General features: G+C 71.5%; 13 protein-coding genes and 2 rRNA genes (1 of these 15 only partly in view). 11 read left to right on the top strand and 4 right to left on the bottom strand.

The window, feature by feature from the left end; all coding sequences use genetic code 11:
* The 9 genes from QBL21_RS29385 to QBL21_RS29345 form a co-directional block, all read left to right on the top strand.
* Positions 1 to 1234, top strand: a 23S ribosomal RNA gene (locus QBL21_RS29385); it begins 1896 nt to the left of the window's first position.
* Positions 1235 to 1342: 108 nt separating this feature from the next.
* Positions 1343 to 1459 (top strand): 5S ribosomal RNA (gene rrf / locus QBL21_RS29380).
* Between the two features lie 72 nt (positions 1460 to 1531).
* Complete coding sequence (gene mtnA / locus QBL21_RS29375) at positions 1532 to 2635, top strand: S-methyl-5-thioribose-1-phosphate isomerase (RefSeq protein ID WP_407565254.1); 1104 nt, start codon at positions 1532 to 1534, stop codon at positions 2633 to 2635.
* 104 nt (positions 2636 to 2739) lie between these two features.
* Positions 2740 to 3417, top strand: a complete 678-nt coding sequence (mtrA, locus tag QBL21_RS29370) for a two-component system response regulator MtrA (RefSeq protein ID WP_181789166.1) — start codon at positions 2740 to 2742, stop codon at positions 3415 to 3417.
* A gap of 1 nt (position 3418) precedes the next feature.
* The gene (mtrB, locus tag QBL21_RS29365) at positions 3419 to 5455 is read left to right on the top strand and encodes an MtrAB system histidine kinase MtrB (RefSeq protein WP_407565253.1); all 2037 of its coding nucleotides are present in this window, start codon (positions 3419 to 3421) and stop codon (positions 5453 to 5455) included.
* 88 nt (positions 5456 to 5543) lie between these two features.
* Positions 5544 to 7331, top strand: coding sequence for an LpqB family beta-propeller domain-containing protein (locus QBL21_RS29360; RefSeq protein ID WP_407565252.1), 1788 nt, complete (start codon positions 5544 to 5546; stop codon positions 7329 to 7331).
* Positions 7332 to 7584: 253 nt separating this feature from the next.
* Positions 7585 to 8250: a ComF family protein gene (locus tag QBL21_RS29355; protein ID WP_407566604.1), complete on the top strand. Its 666-nt coding sequence runs from the start codon at positions 7585 to 7587 to the stop codon at positions 8248 to 8250.
* 329 nt (positions 8251 to 8579) lie between these two features.
* On the top strand, positions 8580 to 9299 hold the full coding sequence (gene hpf, locus QBL21_RS29350) for a ribosome hibernation-promoting factor, HPF/YfiA family (protein ID WP_407565251.1): 720 nt from the start codon (positions 8580 to 8582) through the stop codon (positions 9297 to 9299).
* A 93-nt stretch (positions 9300 to 9392) separates the two neighbouring features.
* Positions 9393 to 10112: a response regulator gene (locus tag QBL21_RS29345; RefSeq protein ID WP_407565250.1), complete on the top strand. Its 720-nt coding sequence runs from the start codon at positions 9393 to 9395 to the stop codon at positions 10110 to 10112.
* A 62-nt stretch (positions 10113 to 10174) separates the two neighbouring features.
* Here QBL21_RS29345 and QBL21_RS29340 read toward each other — a convergent pair whose 3' ends face one another.
* From QBL21_RS29340 to QBL21_RS29330, 3 genes are all read right to left on the bottom strand, one after another.
* Positions 10175 to 11374 (bottom strand): winged helix-turn-helix domain-containing protein, encoded by a 1200-nt coding sequence (locus QBL21_RS29340; RefSeq protein ID WP_407565249.1) that lies wholly within the window; start codon positions 11372 to 11374, stop codon positions 10175 to 10177.
* Positions 11375 to 11454: 80 nt separating this feature from the next.
* Positions 11455 to 12057 (bottom strand): GNAT family N-acetyltransferase, encoded by a 603-nt coding sequence (locus tag QBL21_RS29335; protein WP_407565248.1) that lies wholly within the window; start codon positions 12055 to 12057, stop codon positions 11455 to 11457.
* A gap of 72 nt (positions 12058 to 12129) precedes the next feature.
* Positions 12130 to 12720: a GNAT family N-acetyltransferase gene (locus QBL21_RS29330; RefSeq protein ID WP_407565247.1), complete on the bottom strand. Its 591-nt coding sequence runs from the start codon at positions 12718 to 12720 to the stop codon at positions 12130 to 12132.
* Between the two features lie 306 nt (positions 12721 to 13026).
* Between QBL21_RS29330 and secA the strand changes: the two genes are divergently transcribed.
* Positions 13027 to 15843: a preprotein translocase subunit SecA gene (gene secA / locus QBL21_RS29325; protein ID WP_407565246.1), complete on the top strand. Its 2817-nt coding sequence runs from the start codon at positions 13027 to 13029 to the stop codon at positions 15841 to 15843.
* Positions 15844 to 15947: 104 nt separating this feature from the next.
* Here secA and QBL21_RS29320 read toward each other — a convergent pair whose 3' ends face one another.
* Entirely contained in the window at positions 15948 to 16682 is a 735-nt protein-coding gene (locus tag QBL21_RS29320; protein ID WP_407565245.1) for an Rv3235 family protein, read from the bottom strand.
* A gap of 245 nt (positions 16683 to 16927) precedes the next feature.
* On the opposite strand from QBL21_RS29320, the gene QBL21_RS29315 reads away from it, so the two are divergent.
* On the top strand, positions 16928 to 17440 hold the full coding sequence (locus QBL21_RS29315; RefSeq protein ID WP_407565244.1) for a DUF6912 family protein: 513 nt from the start codon (positions 16928 to 16930) through the stop codon (positions 17438 to 17440).
* Positions 17441 to 17467: the final 27 nt, after the last annotated feature.

Genomic DNA, 17467 nt, shown 5'->3' with positions numbered 1-17467 from the left:
GCAAAATGCCCCCGTAACTTCGGGAGAAGGGGGGCCGCTTCCGGTGATGGCCTTTACGGTCTGAGCTGGGGGTGGCCGCAGAGACCAGCGAGAAGCGACTGTTTACTAAAAACACAGGTCCGTGCGAAGCTGTAAGGCGATGTATACGGACTGACGCCTGCCCGGTGCTGGAACGTTAAGGGGACCGGTTAGTCACTCTTCGGGGTGGCGAAGCTGAGAACTTAAGCGCCAGTAAACGGCGGTGGTAACTATAACCATCCTAAGGTAGCGAAATTCCTTGTCGGGTAAGTTCCGACCTGCACGAATGGCGTAACGACTTCTCGACTGTCTCAACCATAGGCCCGGTGAAATTGCATTACGAGTAAAGATGCTCGTTTCGCGCAGCAGGACGGAAAGACCCCGGGACCTTTACTATAGCTTGATATTGGTGTTCGGTTCGGCTTGTGTAGGATAGGTGGGAGACTGTGAAGCGGCCACGCCAGTGGTTGTGGAGTCGTCGTTGAAATACCACTCTGGTCGTGTTGGATGTCTAACCTGGGTCCGTGATCCGGATCGGGGACAGTGTCTGGTGGGTAGTTTAACTGGGGCGGTTGCCTCCTAAAATGTAACGGAGGCGCCCAAAGGTTCCCTCAGCCTGGTTGGTCATCAGGTGGTGAGTGTAAGTGCACAAGGGAGCTTGACTGCGAGACTGACGGGTCGAGCAGGTGCGAAAGCAGGGACTAGTGATCCGGCGGTGGCTTGTGGGAGCGCCGTCGCTCAACGGATAAAAGGTACCCCGGGGATAACAGGCTGATCTTCCCCAAGAGTCCATATCGACGGGATGGTTTGGCACCTCGATGTCGGCTCGTCGCATCCTGGGGCTGGAGTCGGTCCCAAGGGTTGGGCTGTTCGCCCATTAAAGCGGCACGCGAGCTGGGTTTAGAACGTCGTGAGACAGTTCGGTCCCTATCCGCTGCGCGCGTAGGAGTCTTGAGAAGGGCTGTCCCTAGTACGAGAGGACCGGGACGGACGGACCTCTGGTGTGCCAGTTGTTCTGCCAAGGGCATGGCTGGTTGGCTACGTTCGGGAGGGATAACCGCTGAAAGCATCTAAGCGGGAAGCCTGCTTCGAGATGAGGACTCCCACCCCCTAGTGGGGTTAAGGCCCCCTGTAGACGACGGGGTTGATAGGCCGGATCTGGAAGCCCTGTGAGGGGTGGAGGTGACCGGTACTAATAGGCCGAGGGCTTGTCCATAGCTGCTTGCGTCCACTGTGTGGGTTCTGAAACAACAACCCGCCCACATTCCATCCGCCACCACTGCATGTGTGGTGTGGGGTGGTGTGGGGGTGTGTTTCATAGTGTTTCGGTGGTCATAGCGTTGGGGAAACGCCCGGTCTCATTCCGAACCCGGAAGCTAAGCCCGACCGCGCCGATGGTACTGCATGGGGGACCGTGTGGGAGAGTAGGTCACCGCCGAACAATTCTTGAATTCAACCCCTGGGCTTCGGCCCAGGGGTTGAGTCATTTCCGGGGTCCTTGCAGACTGGGACAATGGCCGAGGAGATAGTCGCGCTTCGTTGGGATGAGTCGTCGGACGGCGGGGACGGGCCTGTGCTCGTGCTGCTGGATCAGACGCGACTGCCCACCGAGGAGGCGGAGTTGGTCTGTGCCGATGTGCCGACGTTGGTGCGGGCGATTCAGACGCTTGCCGTGCGGGGTGCTCCGGTGCTCGGTATCGCCGGCGCGTATGGCGTCGCCCTGGCGGCACTGCGCGGCGACGACGTCGACCGGGCGGCCGATCTGCTTGCCGGGGCGCGGCCGACCGCGGTGAACCTGGCGTACGGCGTACGGAAGGCGCAGGACGCCTTTCGCGCCGCCGTGCGGGCCGGGGACGGGGATGCCGGCGGTGCCGTGGCTGCGTTGGCCGAGGCTCGGCGGTTGCATGCCGATGACGCGCGGGCGAGTGCGCGCATGGCCGAGCACGGGTTGCGGCTGCTTCGCGAGCTGGTGCCCCGCGGCGGTTATCGGGTGCTTACGCACTGCAATACCGGGGCGCTGGTGTCGGGCGGTGACGGAACGGCGTTTGCCGTGGCGCTGGCCGCGCACCGGTCCCGGGAACTGGGGCGGCTGTGGGTGGACGAGACCCGGCCGCTGCTCCAGGGGGCCAGGCTGACCGCCTACGAGGCGGGTCGGGCCGGGATGCCGTACACGCTGCTGACGGACAACGCGGCCGGCTCGCTGTTTGCGAACGGGCAGGTGGACGCGGTGATTCTGGGCGCGGACCGGATTGCGGCGGACGGGTCGGTGGCCAACAAGGTCGGGACGTATCCGCTGGCGGTACTCGCCCGCTACCATCGGGTTCCGTTCCTCGTTGTCGCGCCGACGACGACGGTGGACTTCAGTACGCCGGACGGCTCGGCCATAGAGGTCGAGCAGCGGGCCGGGGGCGAGGTCACGGAGTTCTCCGTGCCGCACGCCGCCGGGGCGGGTCCGGGGCAGGCCGCGGTTGCGTACGCGGTCGCACCCGCGGGTACGCAGGCGTACAACCCGGCATTCGACGTCACCCCGCCGGAGCTGGTGACGGCTCTGGTCACGGAGCGCGGGGTGGCTTCGCCGGTGACGGGGGATTCGCTCGCGGAGCTGTGCGAGCGATGACCGTGGGTGATCGTCAGGGGAAGAGGCGCGTTGCGGCGGTGGCCGGGGCGTGACCTGGGACACGGGATTCTCTGTATGGGATGTGTAAATGGGATGATGTCGTCATGAAGGGACGCGTTCTCGTCGTCGATGACGACACGGCACTGGCCGAGATGCTCGGCATCGTGCTGCGCGGGGAAGGCTTTGAACCGTCGTTCGTAGCGGACGGTGACAAGGCGCTTGCCGCGTTTCGCGAGTCGAAGCCCGACCTGGTGCTTCTCGACCTCATGCTGCCCGGCCGGGACGGCATTGAGGTCTGCCGCCTCATCAGGGCGGAGTCAGGTGTGCCGATCGTCATGCTGACGGCGAAGAGCGACACCGTGGATGTCGTCGTGGGCCTGGAGTCCGGGGCCGACGACTACATCGTCAAGCCGTTCAAGCCCAAGGAGCTGGTGGCCCGTATCCGGGCCCGGCTGCGCCGGTCGGAGGAGCCGGTACCCGAGCAGTTGGCCATCGGGGATCTGGTGATCGACGTCGCCGGGCACTCGGTGAAGCGCGGCGGTGAGCCGATCGCGCTGACGCCGCTGGAGTTCGACCTGCTGGTGGCGCTGGCGCGCAAGCCGTGGCAGGTCTTCACGCGCGAGGTGCTGCTGGAGCAGGTCTGGGGGTATCGGCACGCGGCCGACACCCGCCTGGTGAACGTCCACGTGCAGCGGCTGCGCTCGAAGGTCGAGAAGGACCCGGAGAAGCCGGAGATCGTGGTGACCGTCCGCGGCGTCGGCTACAAGGCGGGACCGAGCTGACGTGTTCCGCGTGCTGCCGCGGGAGGGCGTGCCCGGTGGGCCCGTGCAGCCGCTTGTGCGGCTGTGCGTGCGCTGGGTACGCCGCCCGTTGCGCATCGCGACGAAGCTGTACCGGCGGAACATCCAGTTGCGGGTGGTCGCCACCACGCTGCTGATGTCGCTGGGCGTCGTCGTGCTGCTCGGCATCGTCGTCATCGGGCAGGTCCGCAACGGCCTGCTGGAGGCGAAGCTCGGGGCCGCGCAGGGGCAGGCGCAGAGCGGCTTCGCGCAGGCGGAGATGCGGGGCGCCGCGGAGGAGCCCGGCAGCGGCAGCGAGGCCACGACGGCCGTGAACTCCGCGGAGTGGCGGGCCGCCCTGGTGGAGCAGCTCATGGGCAGCGGGCAGGGCGTGGTGTCCGTACTCGTGGTGAGCTCCAGCGTGAACAACGAGGCCACCGGCTCCTCCGACAACCCGCGCGGCTCGCTCGTCTCGGACGACACGTCGGTGGACAGCATCCCCGCCGATCTGCGGGAGAAGGTCGACCGCGGCGGCGGCTCCGGGATCTACGAGCAGTACGCGCGCGTCTGGAAGCGCGGCTCGGACGAGAGCGAGCCGTCGCTGATCATCGGCAAGCGGCTCAACGACCCGAACAACAACCCTTATCAGCTCTACTTCGTGTTCCCCTTCACGCAGGAGGACAAGACGCTGAGCCTGGTGAAGGGCACGCTGGCGACGGCGGGCGTGTTCGTGGTGGTGCTGCTCGGCGCCATCGCCTGGCTCGTCGTACGGCAGGTCGTCACGCCCGTGCGGATGGCCGCCGGGATTGCCGAGCGGCTGGCGGCGGGGCGGCTCCAGGAGCGGATGAAGGTCAGCGGCGAGGACGACATCGCCCGGCTGGGCCAGTCGTTCAACAAGATGGCGCAGAACCTCCAGGTGAAGATCCAGCAGCTTGAGGCGCTGTCGCGGATGCAGCGCCGCTTCGTCTCCGACGTGTCGCACGAGCTGCGCACCCCGCTGACGACGGTGCGGATGGCCGCGGACGTGATCCACGAGGCGCGCGAGGACTTCGATCCGGTGACCGCCCGCTCCGCGGAGCTGCTGCTCGACCAGTTGGACCGGTTCGAGTCGCTGCTGTCCGACCTGCTGGAGATCAGCCGTTTCGACGCGGGGGCCGCGGCGCTGGACGCCGAGCCCGTGGACCTGCGGGAGATCGTGCGGCGCGTCGTCGGCGGGGCACAGATGCTGTCGGACGCCAAGGGCGGGCGGCTGCTCGTACGGGGTGACGACCGGCCGGTGATCGCGGAGGTCGACGCGCGGCGCGTGGAGCGCGTGCTGCGCAACCTGGTCGTCAACGCCGTGGAGCACGGCGAGGGCCGCGACGTCGTCGTACGCCTCGGTGCGTCGGAGAGCGCGGTGGCGGTGGCGGTGCGCGACTACGGCGTGGGGCTGAAGCCCGGCGAGGCGACGCGGGTGTTCAACCGCTTCTGGCGCGCGGATCCGGCCCGTGCCCGTACGACCGGAGGCACCGGCCTGGGGCTGTCGATCTCCCTGGAGGACGCCCGGCTGCACGGCGGCTGGCTCCAGGCGTGGGGCGAGCCGGGCGGCGGGTCGCAGTTCCGGCTGACGCTGCCGCGGACGGGCGGGGAGCCGCTGCACGGTTCGCCGGTGCCGCTGGAGCCGGAGGACTCGCGGGCCCGGCGGGCGGCGCGGGCGGTGCTGGAGCCGGACGCGGTGAGTGTGACGCCGGTCGGCGGGTCGGCGGGCGGTGAGCTGCTGGGGACCGTGCCGGCGCAGGGCGGGCGCGGGAGCGCCGCTGCCGCGCGGGCGGCGGCGCCGCGGCCCGCGGCGCGGGCTGAGGCGGATCCGACGGCGCTGCCGGGCAGCGGGCGGCGGGTCAGCGGGTACGCGGGAGCCGCGGACGAGGCGACGGCGCCGGGCGGCGGCGAGGACGTGCCCGGGAGCGGGCCGGTGTCCGAGAGGGGCGAGGGCGGCGGTGAGGTCCCCAGGGAGGTCCCCAGCGAGGTCGGCAGTGAGGGGGAGCGCGGTGGCCGCGGCTAGCCGTACGGGAGTGGCGACGGCGGTACGCGGGGCCGCCCGTGCCCCCGGGGCGTATCGGCGCCGGCCTCCGGCCCGTACGCGCCGCTACGTGACCGTCGCGCTGCTCGGCGGCTTCCTGCTGCTCACCGGCTGCGCCTCGATGCCCGACAGCGGGGGCGTGCACCAGGTGCCGCTGTCGGAGCAGCGTGAGGATCCACGCGCGCGTACGTACGCGGAGCGGCCGGAGCCCGGGGCGAGCCCGCAGCGCATCGTGTCCGACTTCATGGAGGCCCTGCGCAGCGACGACTACGCGACCGTCGCCAAGGCGTATCTGACGAAGAAGGCGCGCCAGTGGACTCCCGGCGAGACGACGGTGCTCGCCGAGGCGCCCACGGTGACGGAGCGGCCGATGGCCGGGCCGAAGCCGGTGAACGGCGACAGGATGACCACCGCCGTCGTCCAACTGCGCGGCGACAAGGTCGCGTGGCTCAACGACGCGGGCACGTACACGCCGGACGAGCGCCCGTACAGCCTGAACGTGGAGCTGTCGAAGGAGTCGAAGTCGGGGCAGTGGCGGATCGTGGATCCGCCGCGGGGGCTGGTGATCAGCCGGGCGGACTTCGAGCGGACCTTCCAGTCGGCCAGCACGTACCACTTCACGGCGCGCAGCAAGGACACGCTGGTGGCCGACCCCGTGTACGTACGGCGGCGGATCGATCCCGTGACGGACGCGGTGGGCACGCTGCTCGACGGGCCGGGCGGGCTGATCGGCACGGTGACGGAGACGACGTTCCCGGAGCGCACCGTGCTGGCGAAGAACCAGCGGCTGACGGTCGACGAGGAGGGCACGCTGCGGGTGCGGCTCGCGCTGCGGACGAAGCCGGGGCTGCACACGTGCGAGCGGATGGCGGCGCAGGTGCTGCACACCGCGCAGAGCCAGGAGGGCGTGCGTGTCGACAACGTGGAGCTGCTGACGGCCCGGGAGACCAAGCTGTGCGACCTGAGCGCGGCGGCGGGGGAGCGGTACGCGCCCGACCGGCTGGCGCGCCAGCCCTCGTCGCTGTACTTCATCGACGCCAAGCACCGGCTGGTACGGACCTCCTCGGGGCCGGACACGGGGCAGGCCGGGCCGGCGACGGTGATCAGCCCGCTGGGTGACGGCAAGCCGGCGATCGGCTCGGCGGCGGTGGCCCGTTCGGAGAAGAAGGCGGCCGGTGTCACGGCCACGGGGCGGGCGCTGTACGTGTCGTCGCTGGACGAGTCGTCGGCGCTGGGGGAGCCGCTGCTGACCAGCGGCGCCACCGAGGCGCAGGCCGAGCGCGGCGACGGGCTGACGGCGCCGAGCTGGGACGGGCTCGGCGACCTGTGGGTGGCGGACCGGGCCGGCGGGGAGTCGCGGCTGTACTGGATGGCGGGTGGCGCCGGTGACCCGGTGCGCGTCGACGTCACGGGGCTGGACGGGCGGATCGAGGCGCTGCGGATGTCGGCGGAGGGGGCGCGGATCGCGCTGGTCGTCAGCAAGGGGTCGGAGAGCCGGCTGGTGCTGGGCGCGGTGTCGCTGAAGGACGGTGTGCCGGTGGTGGCGCAGTTGCGCGACACGGGAGGGCTGGAGGAGGTGCGGGCCGTGTCGTGGGCGGGCGAGAGCCGGCTGCTGGTCGTGGGCCGCGAGTCCGAGGGCGTGCAGCAGATGCGGCTGGTGTCGACGGACGGGTCGGTGCCGCCGGCGGCGGAGCTGGGGCAGGGGCTGACCGGGGTGACGGCGGTGGCGGCGTCGGAGGACGGTACGAAGCCGCTGGTGGCGGCGTCGGAGGACGGGCTCGTGCGGCTGCCGCAGAACGCGTACTGGAAGGCGGTGTCGGGCGGGGAGGGGGGCACGGCGCCGGTGTATCCGGGGTAGGGCGGCCGGGTCCCTCGGGCCCTGATGGCGGGGCCCGCGACGTGCGGTCCCGGTGCGCCCGGTTGTCCACATGCGGGGGGTTGTCCACAGGGGGGCGCCGGCTGTCGGCGGGGGCGGGCATGGTGGACGCATGCGGGGGACAGGGCGGGAACTGGCGGGGTTGATGCTGTCGGCCGGCTGCGCGGGATGCGGGGCCGGGCGGGGCGCGGGGGCGCTGTGCGCCGAGTGTGCGGCGGAGCTGACGGCGGGTGCGGTGCGGCGCGTGGTGCCCCGGCCGCGGCCGGCGGGGCTGCCCGCGGTGCATGCGGCGGTGGCGTACGCGGGCGCGGCGCGGGCGGTGCTGCTGGCGCACAAGGAACGGGGTGCGCTGCGTCTGGCCCGCCCGCTGGGCACGGCCCTGGCGGCGGGCGTACGGGCCAGCCATCCCCGGGCTCCGGCGGCGGGGCGGGCGGGGCGAGCGGCGCTGCGCGGTGGGGTGCGGGTGTGCGGGACCGGTGGCGAGCGGGTGTTCCTCGTGCCTGTGCCGTCGGCACGGGGTGCCGTGGTGCGGCGGGGGCACGATCCGGTGCGGCGTATCGCGCTCGTGGCCGCGGAGCGGCTGCGCCGGGGCGGGATACGGGCGGAGCTGCTGCCCGTGCTGCGGCAGCGGCGGGCGGTGGCGGACCAGGCGGGCCTGAGCGCCGTGGCGCGCCGGCGGAACGTCTCGGGGGCGCTGGAGGTGGTCCGGGGCGGTGCGCTGCGGTTGCGTGCGCCGGGGTGCCGGGTCGTGCTCGTCGATGACGTGCTGACCACCGGTGCGTCGCTGGCGGAGGCGGCGCGGGCCGTGCGCGCGGCATGCGGCCATGGCCCGCTCGCGGCGGCCGTGGTGGCAGCGCCGCGCGACGCGTTCGAAGCTGGTCGCGCGCCTGCGCACCCTTGACTGCAATCTTACGTTTCCGCAGGTAGAAAGGAGGTATAAGCACCTGATCGGACCACAGTCGCCCCAGGGGGTGCCGCGGCATCTCAGGCGAGCTATGTTCGATTGTGAGGAGGCTTTAGGACCGGCGGAAGGGCCGAATCCGCCGGATCCGATGGGGTGTCGATCTTGTCGGTGGGGGAGGAGGAGGTGAAGGCCGGTCCTTCCGCGGGGAGGGTCCGGCGGCAGAGAACCCCGAGGCTCCGGCACCCACCGGGGCCCGAGCGCACCAAGGGACCGGCTTCGCCCGTCAGCTCAGCGGTACGCGGAGCCGCTCCAGAACGGAGTTCTGCGTGGACATCGTCGTCAAGGGCCGCAAGACCGAGGTTCCCGAGCGGTTTCGTCGGCACGTGGCCGAGAAGCTGAAGCTGGACAAGATCCAGAAGTTCGACGGCAAGGTGATCAGCCTGGACGTCGAGGTGTCCAAGGAGCACAACCCGCGGCTGGCCGACCGCTGCGACCGGGTGGAGATCACTGTTCACTCCCGGGGGCCCGTGGTGCGCGCCGAAGCCGCCGCGGCAGACCCGTACGCAGCCCTTGACCTGGCGACGGCCAAGCTGGAGGCAAGGCTGCGCAAGCAGCACGACAAGCGCAAGACCAGGCGGCCGGGCAAGGACCGCCGCACCGCCGCGGAGGTGGGCGAGGTCGTCGCGCACGCGGCGCAGCTCACCGACGACGGGGAGCTGACGACCCCGTCCATGGAGCGGGCGGAGGTCAACGAGCCGCGGCAGAACGGCTCTCGGCCTCTTCGCCGGGGCCCGCTGGAGGTGGAGGGCGACGGCCCGCTGGTGATGCGGGAGAAAACCCACGCCGCCCCGCCGATGACGCTGGACCAGGCGCTGTACGAGATGGAACTCGTCGGGCACGACTTCTATCTCTTCGTCGACTCCGACAAGAAACTGCCCAGCGTTGTCTATCGCAGGCACGCATATGACTATGGCGTGATCCACCTCGACCCGTATCCGATCGAGGAGTCGCTGCCCGACGGTGCCGGGGGCGCCCTGGGCGGCTGAAAGGCGACGGTAGGCGGGCGGCGGGGGCGTCCCCCCGCCGCCCGGTCGTGAAATCATGTGCGCGCACGGCGGAGTCGGTGCCTGGGGGCGAGCGTGGCGGAGTTCGAGCTGAGCGGAGCTGGTGAGCCGAAGGCGACGGTCGGTCCCCGGGAGGAGCCGATCCGAGTCCTCGTCGTGGACGACCATGAGCTTTTCCGCCGCGGCTTGGAGATCGTCCTCGCGCAGGAGGAGGACATCCAGGTCGTCGGCGAGGCGGGCGACGGCGCCGAGGCCGTGGACAAGGCGGCCGACCTCCTTCCGGACATCGTGCTGATGGACATCCGTATGCCGCGGCGCAGCGGCATCGAGGCGTGCACCGCCATCAAGGAAGTCGCCCCCAGCGCGAAGATCATCATGCTGACGATCAGCGACGAGGAAGCCGACCTCTACGACGCGATCAAGGCGGGCGCGACCGGCTATCTGCTCAAGGAGATCTCCACCGACGAGGTCTCCGCCGCGATCCGCGCCGTGGCCGACGGGCAGTCGCAGATCAGCCCGTCGATGGCGTCGAAGCTGCTGACCGAGTTCAAGTCGATGATCCAGCGCACCGACGAGCGGAGGCTCGTGCCGGCGCCGCGGCTCACCGACCGGGAGCTGGAAGTGCTCAAGCTCGTGGCCACCGGCATGAACAACCGCGACATCGCCAAAGAGCTGTTCATCAGCGAGAACACGGTGAAGAACCACGTGCGCAACATCCTGGAGAAGCTTCAGCTCCACTCCCGGATGGAGGCCGTCGTCTACGCGATGCGCGAGAAGATCCTCGAAATCCGCTGACGCCTCCCGGGCGCCGCGGGCGTACCCGAGGCCCCCGCGGCGGGGGTGCGGCGCCCGGTCGTTCAGCCCGCGGCCACGGCCTTCTCCGCCGCCCGGGCGAGGGGTGTGTGCAGCTCCGGCGGGCTGACCCGCTCCACCCGCACCGTCCGCGCCCCGACCCAGCTCGCCGCCTCCGCGAGCGCCGCCGCCGTCGGCTCCACGGCCTTCGCCGGCGGGACGCCGTTCGGCCGGTCGGCACCCAGCGTCACCTGGCGGGCGACGAGCGTGCTCCCCTCGCGCCCCGGATCGACCCGGCCGACGAGCTTGCCGCCGGCGAGCACCGGCATGGCGAAATACCCGTGTATCCGCTTGGGCTTCGGCACGTACGCCTCCAGCCGGTGCGTGAGTCCGAAGATCCGCTCGGTGCGCGGGCGGTCCCAGACCAGGGAGTCGAAGGGGGAGAGCAGCGTCGTCCGGTGCCGGCCCCGCGGGGCCTCTGCCAGCGCCTCCGGGTCGGCCCACGCCGGCTTGCCCCAGCCCTCGACCTCCACCTCGACCAGGTCCGTGTCACCCACGACGGCGGCGACCTGCTCGCCCTTGAGACGGTGATAATCAGCCAGGTCCGCGCGCGTGGCCACGCCGAGGGCCCGGCCCGCCTGGGCGACGAGGCGGCGCAGGCACTCCTCGTCCGGCAGATCGTCGTGGAACAGGGCGTCGGGCACGGCGCGCTCCGCGAGGTCGTACACCCGCCTCCAGCCGCGCCGGGCCGTGACGATCACCTCGCCCGCGTCCAGCAGCGTCTCCACCGCGATCTTCGTCTCCGACCAGTCCCACCACGGGCCGCCGTTCTTCGCCCCGCCCAGGTCCGTGGAGGTCAGCGGGCCGTCCGCGCGCAGCCGGTCCACGACGGCGGCGCGGGATCCGGCCGGGTCCTGCAACCGGTGCCAGCGGTAGCCGCGCGCCCGGCGCTCCCTGCGGCGGAAGGCGAACAGCGGCCACTCCTCGATGGGCAGGATGCAGGCGGCATGCGACCAGTACTCGAAGGCGGCCGTCCCCGACCAGTACGCCTCCTCCACCGCCTCGCGGCCGATCGCGCCCAGGCGCGCGTACGGCACGAGTTCGTGCGAGCGGGCGAGCACCGAGATCGTGTCCAACTGCACCGCGCCCAGCCGCCGCAGCACACCGCGCGCCCCGGCGCGGCGGTCGGGCGCGCCCAGCAGCCCCTGGGCGCGCAGGGCGATACGGCGGGCGTCGTCGGCGGAAAGAGACACGTTCGTGGTCATGCCGGCGAGCGTAGAGCCTGCCTCTGACATCTTCAGCGCGCAGCCCGCCCCGCCCGCCGCGGGACGGCGTCGGACCGCCGTCAGGTCGCCGTGCCCGCGCCCCGGGCGGTGCGCGTCCCGTACGGCACCCGCGAGGTCAGGCCCACGTCCGAGGGCAGCAGCGACGCCACCCAGGCGTCGTGCCGCACCCCCCGGTGGATGATCCGGGAGCGCAGCACGCCCTCCATCGTGAAGCCGGCCTTGCGCGCCACCGACCGCGAGCCCTCGTTGCCCACCTGCGCGAGCCACTCCAGCCGGTCCGCGCCCAGGTCCGTGAACGCCCACCGCGCCAGCGCCGCCACCGCCTCGCCCGCGTACCCCTGCCCGCGGTGCTTGGGGGCGGTCCAGAAGCCGATCGAGCAAACGCGCTCCTCGGGCCCGGCCGTACGGCCCACGCCCGCCGAGCCCACCAGCGCCCCGCTCTCCAGATCGGTCAGGACCAGGTCGTACTGCCTGTCCTCGCGCCAGCCCGCCGGGATGATCTTCAGGACGTACTCCTCGGCGTGCTCCCGCCCGTACGGCGACGGGACCGGCAGCCAGCGCTGGATGCCGGGGTCCTGGCAGGCGGCCTGGACGGCGTCGACGTCACCGGACTCCGCGGGGCGGAGCAGCAGGCGCTCGGTGACCAGGGTGATCGGGTCCATGGGGAAGATTCTCCGCCCCGCGGGCGGGCCGCGCCAGCAGTGCAGTTGGACACCCCGTGCGCTTTCGGACACTCACCGCGACGGTCCGGGCAGGTACGGCATCCGCGACTCCAGCCCCACGTCCGAGGGCAGCAGCGACGCGACCCAGGCGTCGCGCCGCGTGCCGTGGTTGACGAACCAGGAGCGCAGCGTGCCCTCCATCGTGAACCCCGCCCGCAAGGCCACCGCCCGCGAAGGCTCGTTGCCCACCTCGGCGAACCACTCGACCCGGTCGATGCCCACCTCCGTGAACGCCCACCGCACCACGGCGGCCACCGCCTCCGCGGTGTACCCGCGCCGCCGCTGCTCAGGCGCCGTCCAGAACCCCAGCTCCGCGACGCGCTCCGCGTGCCGCGACGGCGTGAAGCCGACGAGACCCATCGAGCCCACCAGGGCGCCGCCGTCGCGGGTGAAGACGCCGAAGTTGTACAGGGTGTCCTCGCGCCAGCCCGTCGGGCCGACCTTGAGGACGAAGTCCTCGGCGTGCGCACGCTCGTACGGCGACGGTACGCGCGTCCAGCGCTGCACGTCGGGGTCCTGGCAGGCGGCCAGGACGGCGTCGATGTCGCCGGCTTCCATGGGGCGCAGCAGCAGCCGGTCGGTGTCCAGGGTGACGGGATCCATCCACGGATTCTCCGCCTGCCGCCCTCGCCCCGCCACGGCTTTTCCGGCTCTCCGCCCCCGCCCGCGCACCCCCGCCACAGCGGCCCGTCGCGCCCTTTGCGGCACTTTCCGCGGGGTTCCGGCGTTGACACGTACGGTGACGGCACCTAACGTCCCTGGGCTGGACCTCCCGGGGTGCCCGCGTCCTCGCATACGATGGCCGGTGCGGCCGTGGGCTCCGCGAGGCCCGAGAGGAGCCCCAGAGGACAGGGGCCGCACCAGCGCACCCGACCGTGCCAGGCCCGACCGGCAAGGAGCCAGCCCAAAGTGTCCGTCTTCGGAAAGATCATGCGCGCAGGTGAAGGGAAGATCCTGCGCAAGCTCAACCGCATCGCGGACCAGGTCAACTCCATCGAAGAGGACTTCGTCGACCTCTCCGATGCCGAGCTGCGCGCACTGACCGAGGAGTACAAGCAGCGCTACGAGGACGGCGAGTCCCTCGACGACATCATGCCCGAGGCGTTCGCCACCGTGCGCGAGGCGGCCCACCGCATCCTCGGCGAGCGGCACTACGACGTCCAGATCATGGGCGGCGCCGCGCTGCACGAGGGCTATGTGGCCGAGATGAAGACCGGCGAGGGCAAGACCCTGGTCGGCACCCTGCCCGCGTATCTCAACGCGATCTCCGGCAAGGGCGTGCACATCGTCACGGTCAACGACTACCTCGCCCAGCGCGACTCCGAGTGGATGGGGCGCGTACACCGCTTCCTCGGCCTGTCGGTCGGCTGCATCCTCGCCAACATGCCGCCGGCGCAGCGCCGCGAGCAGTACAAGTGCGACATCACCTACGGGACGAACAACGAGTTCGGCTTCGACTACCTGCGCGACAACATGGCGTGGTCGAAGGACGAGCTGGTGCAGCGCGGCCACTACTTCGCGATCGTCGACGAGGTCGACTCCATCCTCATCGACGAGGCCCGTACCCCGCTGATCATCTCCGGCCCCGCCGACCAGGCCACCAAGTGGTACGCGGACTTCGCCAAGCTCGTTACCCGGCTGTCGAAGGGCGAGGCGGGCGACCCGCGCCTGGGCAAGGCGGAGACCGGCGACTACGACGTGGACGAGAAGAAGCGGACCGTCGCCATCCACGAGGCGGGCGTCGCCAAGGTGGAGAACTACCTGGGCATCGACAACCTCTACGAGTCCGTGAACACCCCGCTGGTCGGCTATCTGAACAACGCCATCAAGGCCAAGGAGCTGTTCAAGAAGGACAAGGACTACGTCGTCATGAACGGCGAAGTCATGATCGTCGACGAGCACACGGGCCGTATCCTCGCCGGCCGCCGCTACAACGAGGGCATGCACCAGGCGATCGAGGCCAAAGAGGGCGTCGACATCAAGGACGAGAACCAGACGCTCGCCACGATCACCCTCCAGAACTTCTTCCGGCTCTACGACAAGCTCGGCGGCATGACCGGTACGGCCATGACCGAGGCCGCGGAGTTCCAGCAGATCTACAAGCTGGGCGTGGTGCCCATCCCGACCAACCGCCCGCTCGCGCGCATGGACCAGGCCGACCTGATCTACCGCACGGAGGAGGCGAAGTTCTCCGCCGTCGTCGACGACATCTCGGAGAAGTACGAGAAGGGCCAGCCGGTGCTGGTCGGCACGACGTCGGTGGAGAAGTCCGAGTACCTCTCGCAGCAGCTCAGCAAGCGCGGCGTGCCGCACGAGGTGCTCAACGCCAAGCAGCACGACCGCGAGGCCGTGATCGTCGCGCAGGCCGGCCGCCGCGGTGCGATCACCGTCGCCACGAACATGGCCGGCCGCGGCACCGACATCAAGCTCGGCGGCAACCCCGACGACCTCGCCGAGGCCGACCTGCGCCAGCAGGGCCTGGACCCCGTCGAGCACGCCGAGCAGTGGGCCGCGGCCCTGCCGGCCGCGCTGGAGAAGGCGGAAGAGGCCGTCAAGACCGAGTACAACGAGGTCAAGGACCTCGGCGGGCTGTACGTGCTGGGCACCGAGCGGCACGAGTCGCGGCGCATCGACAACCAGCTCCGCGGTCGCTCCGGCCGCCAGGGCGACCCGGGCGAGTCCCGCTTCTACCTCTCCCTCGGCGACGACCTGATGCGGCTGTTCAAGGCGCAGTTGGTCGAGCGGGTCATGTCGATGGCCAACGTGCCCGACGACGTGCCGATCGAGAACAAGATGGTCACGCGCGCCATCGCCTCCGCCCAGTCGCAGGTCGAGCAGCAGAACTTCGAGACACGCAAGAACGTCCTGAAGTACGACGAGGTCATGAACCGCCAGCGCGAGGTCATCTACGGCGAGCGCAAGCGGGTGCTGGAGGGCGAGGACCTGCACGAGCAGGTGCGCCACTTCATGGACGACACCATCGACGCCTACATCCAGGCGGAGACCGTCGAGGGCTTCGCCGAGGAGTGGGACCTGGAGCGGCTGTGGCGGGCCTTCAAGCAGCTCTACCCCGTCGCCGTGACGGTCGAGGAGCTGGAGGAGGCCGCGGGCGACCGCGCGGGCGTCACGCCCGAGTTCATCGAGGACATGGTCAAGGAGGACGTCCACGCGCAGTACGACAAGCGCGAGGAGCAGCTCGGCTCGGAGATCATGCGGGAGCTGGAGCGCCGGGTCGTGCTGTCGGTGCTGGACCGCAAGTGGCGTGAGCACCTCTACGAGATGGACTACCTCCAGGAGGGCATCCAACTGCGCGCGATGGCGCAGAAGGACCCGCTGGTGGAGTTCCAGCGCGAGGGCTTCGACATGTTCAACGCCATGATGGACGGCATCAAGGAGGAGTCCGTCGGCTACCTGTTCAACCTGGAGGTCCAGGTCGAGCAGCAGGTCGAGGAGGTGCCGGTGCAGGACGCGGCGCCCGCCGACGGCGCGGCTCCCCAGGACGCGGCCCCGGCCCCGGCGATCCTCGCCAAGGGCCTCGACCAGCCGCAGCGCCCCGACCGCCTGCACTTCTCCGCGCCCACCGCCGAAGGCGGCGTCGAGGAAGGCGAGCTGGCCACCGACGGCGCCAAGGCCGCCGCGGCCGGCGGCTCGGGTGACGGCCGCACCCGTGCGGAGCGCCGCCGGGCCCAGAAGGGCGGCTCGAAGGGCAAGCGGCGCAAGAAGTGATGCCGTAGTACGTCGCCGTGCGGCGGGGCCGGTCCTGCGGGACCGGCCCCGCCGTCGTCGTACGCGGCGCCGGCGCCGGCGCCGGCGCTCTGCGGGTCGGGGACTCATGCGGGGTCGCGCTGAGGGCTCGGGTCCATCTCGACCGCGGCGCAGCGCCAGCGGCGGTCGGGGCCCAGCTCCAGGCGGAAGGCCAGGGCCCGCAGCCGGTCGCCCACGGCGACGCGGGCGAACGCCTCGATGACGTCGGGCGCCGGGCGGCCGTAGCCGCACGCCCGCAGCTCCGGGCGGGGGCCGCCGCGGAGCGGCAGTTCGTCGGCGAACGCGGCGAGTTGGTCGTACGCGCGGCCGGCGGTGTGGCCGAGCAGCCAGTGCATCGGACGCTGTCCGCTGAGCGCGAGCACCAGCCGTTCGGCGAACCACTCGTGCGGGCGCAGCTCCCCGGGCGGGCGGCGCGCGGGCAGGTGCCCGGGGCGGCGGGTGTCGCGCCGGGCCGGCGGGGCGGTACGGCCGCGGAGGCGCCGGCGCGGGTGCGCCGGTGTGCGCCGCGGTTCCTTGTGCGCCGGTTCGCGGCCGGGGCCGTTCGCCGGCCCGTGCGGGGTCTCACCGGCCGGTTCGTACGCCGCGCCGGGCGCCGGCTCGTGCGGCGTGCCGTGCGGTGTCCCCTGCGGTGTCCCGAGCGGTGTCCCGGGCGGTGCTGCGTACACCGGGCCGTCCGCGGTGTCGTGGGCCGGCTCGTACGGCGTCCCGGGCGGTGTCCCGTGCTCCGGTGGCCGCGCCGGCCCGTGCCGCGGGCGCCGGGCCGGTCGGTCGGCGTTCGGCCGGGTGTCCGTGGTCGTCACGCTGTCACCCCCGTGCTGCGTGTGGTTCGCGATGCCCGAAGGTCTACCGGCGCCTCTCGCCACCCCGCAACGCCCGCCCCGGCCGGCCCCGCCGCACCAACGGATTCACCTATCAGGGTGACTCCGCCCGCCCCGGTGCCCGCACGCCGGTCCCGTCACGCCCGCGGCGGGCCTCGCACACGGTGCCGTCTCCCCGAGCCCGGCCGACCCACTCGGACGGGGGACCGCGGCCGTATAGTTCGCCCATGCGCGTGTACGTCCCCCTGACCCTGCCCGGCCTGGCACTGGCGCACGAGGCCGGTGAGCTGGGCCCGGCGCCGCTGGTGGCCTACGCCGTGACGCCGGCGCTGCGCGAGTGGTACGTCTCCGACAACCTCGAAGAGCTGGAGTACGCGGCCCTCACCCGGGCCGCCCAGGCGTCGCTGCGGCTGCTGGCGCTCACCCCCGCCCCCGGCGCCCCGCCGCGCCGGGTGGTGGTCGCGGTGGAGCTGCCCGACGGCGCCGCGACGGCCGACCCCGACCGCGGGATGGATCCGGCGGCGATCGGCGAGGTGCGGGTCGCGGCGGCCGTGCCGCTGAAGCTGGCGGCGGCGGTGCACGTGGACGCGGACGACGCGGCGGCGGACGTCGCCGCGGCGGTGGCCGCGCTCGGTGCCGCGGACGCCGGCGACGACGACGCGCGGTTCACGGTCGACGGCGCGGAGGACCACGAACTGCTCTGGTACGGCGTACAGGAGATCGAGAACCTCGTCGGCTGACGAAAAATCCCGGCCCGGTGTCACACC

This window comes from Streptomyces sp. 184, from assembly GCF_045781775.1.
Lineage (GTDB): Bacteria > Actinomycetota > Actinomycetes > Streptomycetales > Streptomycetaceae > Streptomyces.
This window is presented reverse-complemented; position numbering and strand designations above follow the sequence as displayed.